Here is an 833-nt window from a genome sequence, read left to right as displayed (position 1 = left end):
CCGCCGCCCGCTACGCCGACCGGGTCCGGGCGCTCCTTCTCGCCTACAAGGAGCGTGGCCGGCGCGACCTGGCCGGTCCGCTGGGCGGTGCGCTCGCCCGCGCGGTGGCGCGGGCGGTGTCGTCGGGCGCGGTGGGTGCCACTGACGTGCATCCCGGTCTCCGTCCTCGCGGGCGCGGTGTGGTGCTGGTCCCGGTGCCTTCGAACCGCGCCGCGCGGCGTCGGCGTGGTTTCGACCACCTCGAGCTGCTGTGTTCCGTGGCGGCCGCGGTCCTGCGCCGACGCGGGCACCGGGTCGGAATCGCTCCCGTGCTGCGGCCGGTGCGGCACACGGCGGACCAGGCCGGGCTGGGGGCGGCGGCACGGTTCGTCAACCTCACGGGCGCCTTCGGCTTGGTCGGTCCCGCCCGCACGGCCCGGCTGGTGCGGGCCGCCGACGATCTCTCGGACGGGCCTCCCGCGGACCCGTGCATCGTCGTGGTCGACGACGTATTGACGACGGGAGCCACGGCGGGTGAGGCGGTACGGGCCCTACGAGCCGGCGCCCTGCGGGCGAGCGCCGTCGCCGTGGTGGCCGCTTCGGGCCCGACGCGCGGACGGGACCGCTTGCTCGCCTTGACGGGGCCGCCGGGGTGAAACTACCAGTACGCACCGCCTGACCAGGCAGTAGGCGCAACGGCCGAGTGGCCCGACGGAGCGGGAGTGACCGCTTGTCGGTCGCAGCGCACTCGTCGTGCGGATACCGGGCCGGCGGGCGGAGTAGCGCCGCCGCTGAAGGGAAGGGAGCCGAATGCGGGCAGCTAGCCGTAGAACGTTGGGAAGGTGCGACAACCG

At 75.3% G+C, this 833-nt stretch carries 1 protein-coding gene; it reads left to right on the top strand.

The window, feature by feature from the left end; all coding sequences use genetic code 11:
• Positions 1-635, top strand: a 635-nt coding sequence (locus ACY45C_RS12195) for a ComF family protein (protein WP_462187734.1), incomplete at its 5' end; no start/stop codon positions are given.
• Positions 636-833 lie beyond the last annotated feature (198 nt).

Source organism: Frankia sp. CcWB2, assembly GCF_977927585.1.
Note: the sequence above shows the minus strand (reverse complement) of the source record. Positions and strands in the feature narration are given on the sequence as shown.